A 7,482-nucleotide genomic window follows, 5' to 3' on the forward strand; every position below is an offset into this window, starting at 1 on the left:
GATGGGCGAGCGCACGACGATCACCACCAGGGACGGAAGCTTTGACGCCTACGTAGCGCGGCCCGCCGCCGCCAAGGCCCCGGCGGTGGTGGTGATCCAGGAAATCTTCGGGGTGAACCAGGTGATGCGCGACGTCACCGACGGCCTGGCGGCCCACGGCTACCTGGCCATCTGCCCCGACCTGTTCTGGCGCATCGAGCCCGGCATCGACATCACCGACAAGACCGAGGCCGAGTGGAAGCGGGCCTTCGAGCTGTTCAACGCCTTCGACGTCGAAAAGGGCGTCGACGACATCGCCGCCACCCTGGCCCAGGTCCGCAAGGACGCCGGTTGCAGCGGCAAGGCCGGCGCGGTGGGCTTCTGCCTGGGCGGCCAGCTGGCCTTCCTCACCGCCTGCCGCACCGATTCCGACGCCTCGGTGTCCTACTACGGCGTGGGGCTGGAGAACCGGGTGGCCGAGGCCGAGAAGCTGACCCACCCGCTCCTGATGCACATCGCCGAGGAGGACCAGTTCGTGCCCAAGCCGGCCCAGGCGGTGATCCTGGCGGCGCTGAAGGACCACCCTCACATCGAAATCCACACCTATCCAGGCTGCGACCACGCCTTTGCCCGCGAGGGCGGCGAGCACTTCAACGCCGAGGCGGCCAAGCTCGCCAACGGCCGCACCCTGCAATTCTTCAAGAAGGCCCTGGGCTGATGCGCGCGATCCGTTTCGAGGCGACCGGCGGGCCGGAGGTGCTGCAGGTCGTGGAGATCGACACGCCTGCGCCGCGGCCTGGGCAGGTCCTGGTGCGACACAAGGCCATCGGCCTCAACTTCATCGACACCTATCACCGCTCCGGCCTCTATCCGGTGAAACTGCCCTGCATCCCCGGCGGCGAAGCGGCCGGCGAGGTCGAAGCGGTCGGCGAAGGCGTCAGCCGGTTCAAGGTGGGCGACCGCGTCGCCTACGCCGGCGGCTTCGGCGCCTATGGCGAGGCCAACGCGGTCCCGGAAGCCCGGCTGGTGCGGGTTCCGGACAGCCTTGGGACAGATGTGGCGGCCGCGGCCCTGCTGAAAGGCATGACCGTCGAGTTCCTCCTGCGACGCACCTATCCGGTGAAGGCCGGCGAGACGATCCTGGTCCACGCGGCGGCCGGTGGGGTCGGCCAGATCATGGTGCAGTGGGCCAAGGCGCTCGGGGCCGAGGTGATCGCCACGGTCGGCACGCAGGAGAAGGCCGCCCGGGCCCTCGAACTGGGCGCCGATCACGCGATCATCCTCGGCCAGCAGGACGTCGCCGAGGAGGTGCGCCGGATCACCGGCGGCACGGGCGTGCCGGTCGCTTATGACTCGGTGGGCAAGGCCACCTTCGAGGGCACGCTGAAGTCGGTGGCGCGGCGCGGGCTGATCGTCAGCTTCGGCAACGCCTCCGGGCCGCCGGATCCGGTGCCGCCCGGCCGGCTGTCGCAGGCCGGCTCCCTCTACCTGACCCGCCCGACCCTGTTCGACTACATCGCCACGCCGGAGGAGCTGGACGCCACGGCCGAGGCGCTGTGGGACGTGATGCTGTCTGGCGCGGTGAAGGTCCAGGTCGGCCAGACCTTCCCGCTGGCCGAGGCCCGCAAGGCTCATGAGGCCCTGGAGAGCCGCTCGACCATCGGCGCGACGTTGCTCATTCCCTAGCCTTCGCTCCTCCCCTGTCGCGGAGACGACGGGGAGGTTTCAGCGAAGCTGACGGAGGGGGCGCGAGCCGGCCATCACCCCCTCCGTCTCGCCGCATTCCGCGTCGATCCACCTCCCTCGCTTGCGGGTGAGGAGCAAATGAAAACGCCGCCGGGCTCGCGGCTCCGGCGGCGTCAGTGTTTCACGTGAAACAGTCGTAAGACCGGTATGGCCGGGTCGGCCCCGGCCCTACCCGCCATCTCCTTGGTCGCGCCGCCGGGCAGCTTCGCCTGGCGGTCGCGCCTAGGTGTTCATCGATTGGAAGAATTCGTCGTTGGTCTTGGTCGACCGCAGCTTGTCGAGCAGGAACTCGATCGCGTCCTGGGCGCCCATCGGCCCGATGATCCGGCGCAGGATGTAGGTCTTCTGCAGATGTTCCTTGGGCGTGATCAGCTCTTCCTTGCGGGTGCCGGACTTGATCACGTCGATGGCGGGGTAGACCCGCTTGTCGGCCACCTTGCGGTCGAGGACGATTTCCGAATTGCCGGTGCCCTTGAACTCTTCGAAGATCACCTCGTCCATGCGGCTGCCGGTGTCGATCAGGGCGGTGGCGATGATGGTCAGCGAGCCGCCTTCCTCGATGTTCCGCGCCGCGCCGAAGAAGCGCTTCGGCCGCTGCAGGGCGTTGGCGTCGACACCGCCGGTCAGCACCTTGCCCGACGACGGCACGACGGTGTTGTAGGCGCGGCCGAGGCGGGTCACCGAGTCCAGCAGGATCACCACGTCGCGCTTGTGCTCGACCAGGCGCTTGGCCTTTTCAATAACCATTTCAGCGACTTGTACGTGGCGCGTGGCCGGTTCGTCGAAGGTCGACGAGATCACCTCGCCCTTCACCGTGCGCTGCATGTCGGTGACTTCTTCCGGGCGCTCGTCGATCAACAGGACGATCAGGTAGCACTCGGGGTGGTTGGTCTCGATCGACTTGGCGATGTTCTGCAGCATCACCGTCTTGCCGACCCGCGGCGGGGCGGTGATCAGGCAGCGCTGGCCCTTGCCGAGCGGCGCCACGATGTCGATCACCCGGCCGGAGCGGTCCTTCAGCGTCGGATCGTCAATCTCCATCTTCAGGCGCTGGTCGGGGTAGAGCGGCGTCAGGTTGTCGAACAGCACCTTGTGCCGCACGTTCTCCGGGTTCTCGAAGTTGGTCAGGTCGACCTTCACCAGGGCGAAGTAGCGCTCGCCCTCGCGCGGCGCGCGGATGGCGCCGTCGACCGAGTCTCCCGTCCTGAGGCCGAACTTCCGGATCTGCGAGGGGCTGACATAGATGTCGTCGGGGCCCGGCAGGTAGTTGGCTTCCGGCGAGCGCAGGAAGCCGAAGCCGTCCTGCACCACTTCCAAGGTGCCGGAGCCGGAGATCTCCACGTCCTCCTCGGCCAGCACCTTGAGGATCGCGAACATGATGTCCTGCTTGCGCATGGAGTTCACGTTCTCGATCTCGAAGATCTCGGCGAAGGCCAGCAGGTCGGCGGGCGACTTGTCCTTCAGTTCCTGCAGGCTCATGCGGGTGAGCCCCATCTTGGCGATGGCCAGGGAGACCTCGGAGGGCTCGTCCGGATCGGCGGCTTCCGCGTCTTCGGCGGGAGCCTCGGCCACGGCGGCGTCGGCCGCATCGAGCTCGGGGCTGGCGTCGGGGCCGGCGGTGTCTTCGGTGGGGGTTTCGTTTTCGTCTTGCATAGGCTCACTCGTTTCGCCCGCGGCCGGACGGACTCCGGGCGTGGGCTCTTTGGAAGATGTGGGCGCGAGGGTCGCGCCGGATGTCGTCGTCTACGGTCTGGGAGCCGGCCCGGTTCGGCGAGAAGCGCACGAGGGGCCGGAGATAAGGCGGGGCGCGCCCTCAAGCGGACGCGTGGGGTGATCGGAACCACAGGCGGCGCGCCGGGTCAAGGATCGCGGCGCCGCAGTGGCCCTCTCCCTACCCTCTCCCTCTCGGAGCTACGCTCTCGGGGGAGAGGAGCCGGAAACGCTGTGTCTCCTCTCCCCCGCGAAGCGAGAGGGAGAGGGTAGGCAGAGGGTCCTCAGTGATTCCCGAACTTGGTGGTGACGGCCAGGACCATGACGATGGCGGCCAGGAACGGCAGCTCGTTGGTCATGCGCCAGAACTTCCCGGTGCGGTCGCGGCGGCCGGCGGCGAAGCCCTTGCGGGCGCGGGTTAACACATGGTGCCAGCTGGTCATGAAGACAATGCCGGCGATCTTGGTCAGCATCCAGGGCTCAAGCAGGAAGCTGATCCCGCGGATCTGGCTGTCCACATAGATCAGGCTGAGACCCAGCAGCCAGACCAGGATCATCGCCGGGTTGAGGATGATCTTCGTGAGCTTGCCTTCCCAGCGGATGAAATGAGCGTCGAACTCGCTGCCGGGCGGCGCGGTCTCGGTGTGGTAGGCGAAAAGCCTCGGCAGCATCATCAGGCCGGCCATCCAGGCGATGACGGCGATGATGTGCAGACCGATCAGCAGATTGTAGCTCCCTACCAGACCGTCTTTCATGCCGCCTTCCCTTCCCTGGCCCGGAGCGCGCACTTCGCATGGCCGGCCGGGCAGCGCCAGGGACCGTGCGGACCGACCTCTTCGCCGGCGGCCTCCAGCACCGCCTTGGCCAGCTCGGCGATGAAATCGGCCTGAACGCCCGGCGTCCTGACCCGCAGATAAGGCGAGCAGCCGGCCTCCCGCGCCACCTTGGCGTAGTCGTGGTCGAGCTCCACCAGGGTCTCCACATGCTCGGAGACGAAGGCGATGGGCGCCACCAGAACGCCCTTGCCCTCCGCGCCCGCCCGGCGGATCTCGTCGTCGGTGCTGGGGCCCAGCCAGGCCAGGCGACCGACCCGGCTCTGGTAGCAGACCCGCCAGTCGGCGAGCTGCGGCAGGCGCTGGGCGATCGCCGCGGCGGTGGCCTCCACCTGGGCCTGGTAGGGATCGCCGGCCTCCACCACCCGCTGCGGCAGACCGTGGGCAGAGAACAGCAGGCGCAGGTTGGGCGGTGAACCGGCCGAGACCCAGGCCGCGCCGATGGCCTGGACATGGGCCTCGATCAGCCCTTGGGCGGTCGGATAGCAGCAGACGGTCCGCGAACGGCCGGGGCCTTTGTAGACGCTCAGCCAATCTTTCAGCGACGAGGCGGTCGTGGTGGTCGAGTATTGCGGATAGAGCGGCAGCAGCACGATCTCGTCCGGCGCAAAGGCGGCGACCTGGCGGGCCGTCTCGGCGGCGAACGGCTTCCAGTAGCGCATGGCGATGAAACAGCGGGCCCCGAGCTCCGGCGCCTTGGCCTTCAGCGCCGCTTCCAGGGCGCCAGCCTGCGCCTGCGTCTCCGGCAGCAGCGGCGAGGCGCCGCCCATCCTGGCGTAGTTCGCGGTCGCCATCTTCGAGCGTGTCGTCGCGATCAGCGCCGCCAGCGGCAGCCTCGCCACCGCCGGCAGCTGGATGATGGACGGGTCACGGAAGAGATTGAAAAGAAAAGGTTTTACGGCCTTCATGTCGTCCGGCCCGCCGAGGTTGAAGAGGACGACGGCGAGCTTTTTCACGCCGGCGCCAGGGCCTTCACCGGCTGGCCGGTCACCCGGGCCACCACGCGCGCGATGTTCTCCACCGGCGTGTCCGGCATGACGCCGTGACCCAGGTTGAAGATGTAGGGCCCGCCGCTCCACTGCTCGAGCAGGGCTTCCACCCTGGCGTCCAGCGCCTTGCCGCCTTCGCGCAGCAACAGGTTGTCGAGCGCGCCCTGGATGGTCTTGCCGTTCGCCTGCAGCCGCCGGCCGAGCGCGGCGCTGGCCTGGGTGTCCAGGGCCACGCCCTCCACCGGCACGGCCGCCGCGTAGGCTTCGACCAAGGCGCCTGCTCCGCGCGGGAAGCCGATGAACGGGGCGGTGACGCCAGCGGCCCGCACCTGCTGGACGATAGCCTTGTGCGGCCGAATGACAATCCGCTCGAAGACGTCCTCGGCCAGGCCCTCCGCCCAGCTCTCGAAGATCTTCAGCGCCTGGGCGCCGGATTTCGCCTGCATGACCAGGTAGCGGGCGGTGGCGTCGACCAGCACGTCCAGCAGGGCGTCGAGCTTTTCCGGCTCGGCATAGGCGAAGACCCGCGCTTCCTCGAGCATCTTGCGGCCCTGCAGCATGTAGGTGGCCACCGTCCAGGGCCCGCCCGCGAAGCCGATCAGCGCCCGGTCCGGCTCCAGTTCGGCGCGCACCCGCGAGAGCGTCTCGCCGATCGCGGCGAGCTTTGCCGTCGAGCCCTCCACGGCGTCGGCCATCCGGGCGATGTCCGGCAAGGCGCCGAGCCTCGGCCCCTCCCCCACCTCGAACCAGACTTCCTGGCCCAGAGCGCCGGGGATCAGCAGGATGTCGGCGAAGACGATGGCCGCATCCATCGGGAAGCGGCGCATGGGCTGCAGGGTCGCCTCGGCCGCCATCTCCGGATCGTGGCAGAAGCTGATGAAGTCCTTCGCCCGGGTGCGCAGCTCGCGGTATTCCGGCAGCGAGCGGCCGGCCTGGCGCATGAACCAGATCGGCGGCCGCTCGAGGGTCTCGCCGGCCAGGGCTCTGAGGAGACGCGGAGTTTCCATGCCCGCCTTAAATCGCCTCTCAGCCTCCCGCTCAAGTCCGGGTGCGGACATCTCGACCCCGGTCGGCCTTCTTCTTCTCTTCAAAGGTTTTGAAAAAGGCGGCAGGAGGGGCGGTAGGGCCTGTCGAGGGCGTGGAAAACCGTGACGCTCCCGTGACAACCTGTCCGCCGTCCCCAGGCTGTCCTCAGGCGCCGCGCGCTCGTCCCCAGCCCTGTGGAAGGCGGGGAAAGCCGCCAACCGCCCGCAGCGATTAAGCTTTCGTTAACGCTTTCGGGGACGGCCGGTGGGCGCCGCGCGCCGTCCCGGGGCTGTCGATCACCGCCCGCTCAACCCTGCCCAGGCGTCGGGCGGTGTGAATTAACCATCCGTTAACCCCCGAAACGGCGCCCGCCGATTCACCGGCGGGCCGGACGCGGCGGCCAGCGCCACGATCTATTCCCCATCCGCCCCGGGGTTCGCTAAGACTGGTCCACAGGATTCGTCCCCTGTCTTATTTCCCGACCCGCGTTTCCGCCGAAGCCTCATCGAAGGGCCGCCCGTGACCACGCCCGCCCCGAAGTTCGCCACCTACTTCCACATCCACCTGGTGTCGGATTCCACCGGCGAGACCCTGAACGCCATGGCGCGCGCGGTCTGCGCCCGGTTCGACAACGTCCTGCCGATCGAGCACATCTACGCCCTGGTCCGCTCGCAGCGGCAGCTCGACCGGGCGCTCGGCGACATCGAGGAGGCGCCGGGCATCGTCATCCACACCATCGTCGACGACGGCCTGCGCACGGCGCTGGAGGACGGCTGCCGCAAGCTGGAGATGCCCTGCATCCCGGCGCTCGATCCGCTGGTCTCGGCCATGAGCCGCTACCTCGGCTATGCGACCACCAGCCGGGTGGGCGCGCACCTGCGGCTCGACAACGACTACTTCAACCGCATGGACGCGCTGAACTACGCCATCGGCCACGACGACGGCCAGGGCGGCCAGGACCTGGAGCAGGCCGACGTGATCCTGGTGGGCGTCTCGCGCACCTCGAAGACGCCCACCTGCATCTACCTGGCGCACCGCGGCGTGCGGGCCGGCAACGTGCCCTTGGTGCCGGGCCGGCCGATCCCCGACAAGCTGCTCACCCAGAAGACGGCGCTGGTGGTGGGCCTGTCCATCTCGCCCGACCGGCTGGTGCAGATCCGCCGCAATCGCCTGCTCAGCCTGAAGGAGAACCGCGAGTC

7 protein-coding genes are annotated in these 7,482 nt (G+C 68.5%); 3 read left to right on the forward strand and 4 right to left on the reverse strand.

Annotated features, from left to right (window positions below; all coding sequences use genetic code 11):
* Position 1 precedes the first annotated feature (1 nt).
* Both VGL85_RS02870 and VGL85_RS02875 read left to right on the forward strand, forming a co-directional pair.
* Positions 2 to 697 (forward strand): dienelactone hydrolase family protein, encoded by a 696-nt coding sequence (locus VGL85_RS02870; protein ID WP_331585767.1) that lies wholly within the window; start codon positions 2 to 4, stop codon positions 695 to 697.
* Positions 697 to 1,665: a quinone oxidoreductase gene (locus VGL85_RS02875; RefSeq protein WP_331585769.1), complete on the forward strand. Its 969-nt coding sequence runs from the start codon at positions 697 to 699 to the stop codon at positions 1,663 to 1,665. Before VGL85_RS02870 ends, VGL85_RS02875 begins: the two co-directional genes overlap by 1 nt.
* 282 nt (positions 1,666 to 1,947) lie before the next feature.
* Here the strand turns inward: VGL85_RS02875 and rho are convergent, their stop codons facing one another.
* The 4 genes from rho to hemE form a co-directional block, all read right to left on the reverse strand.
* Positions 1,948 to 3,378, reverse strand: a complete 1,431-nt coding sequence (gene rho, locus VGL85_RS02880; protein ID WP_331585771.1) for a transcription termination factor Rho — start codon at positions 3,376 to 3,378, stop codon at positions 1,948 to 1,950.
* A gap of 341 nt (positions 3,379 to 3,719) precedes the next feature.
* Positions 3,720 to 4,190: a CopD family protein gene (locus tag VGL85_RS02885; protein WP_331585773.1), complete on the reverse strand. Its 471-nt coding sequence runs from the start codon at positions 4,188 to 4,190 to the stop codon at positions 3,720 to 3,722.
* On the reverse strand, positions 4,187 to 5,224 hold the full coding sequence (gene hemH / locus VGL85_RS02890) for a ferrochelatase (protein WP_331585775.1): 1,038 nt from the start codon (positions 5,222 to 5,224) through the stop codon (positions 4,187 to 4,189). The genes VGL85_RS02885 and hemH overlap by 4 nt, the downstream gene beginning before the upstream one ends.
* Positions 5,221 to 6,264, reverse strand: a complete 1,044-nt coding sequence (gene hemE / locus VGL85_RS02895) for a uroporphyrinogen decarboxylase (RefSeq protein ID WP_331585778.1) — start codon at positions 6,262 to 6,264, stop codon at positions 5,221 to 5,223. Before hemE ends, hemH begins: the two co-directional genes overlap by 4 nt.
* A 523-nt stretch (positions 6,265 to 6,787) precedes the next feature.
* Here hemE and VGL85_RS02900 point away from each other — a divergent pair.
* A partial coding sequence (locus VGL85_RS02900) for a pyruvate, water dikinase regulatory protein (protein ID WP_331585786.1) occupies positions 6,788 to 7,482 on the forward strand: 695 nt, incomplete at its 3' end.

This window comes from Phenylobacterium sp., from assembly GCF_036501465.1.
GTDB lineage: Bacteria > Pseudomonadota > Alphaproteobacteria > Caulobacterales > Caulobacteraceae > Phenylobacterium.

What these genes read in the sequence shown, in the direction of transcription:
- VGL85_RS02870 (WP_331585767.1), top strand. Translation starts at nt 2, where the DNA reads ATGGGCGAGCGCACGACGATCACCACCAGGGACGGAAGCTTTGACGCC.
- VGL85_RS02875 (WP_331585769.1), top strand. Translation starts at nt 697, where the DNA reads ATGCGCGCGATCCGTTTCGAGGCGACCGGCGGGCCGGAGGTGCTGCAG.
- rho (WP_331585771.1), bottom strand. Translation starts at nt 3,378, where the DNA reads ATGCAAGACGAAAACGAAACCCCCACCGAAGACACCGCCGGCCCCGAC.
- VGL85_RS02885 (WP_331585773.1), bottom strand. Translation starts at nt 4,190, where the DNA reads ATGAAAGACGGTCTGGTAGGGAGCTACAATCTGCTGATCGGTCTGCAC.
- hemE (WP_331585778.1), bottom strand. Translation starts at nt 6,264, where the DNA reads ATGGAAACTCCGCGTCTCCTCAGAGCCCTGGCCGGCGAGACCCTCGAG.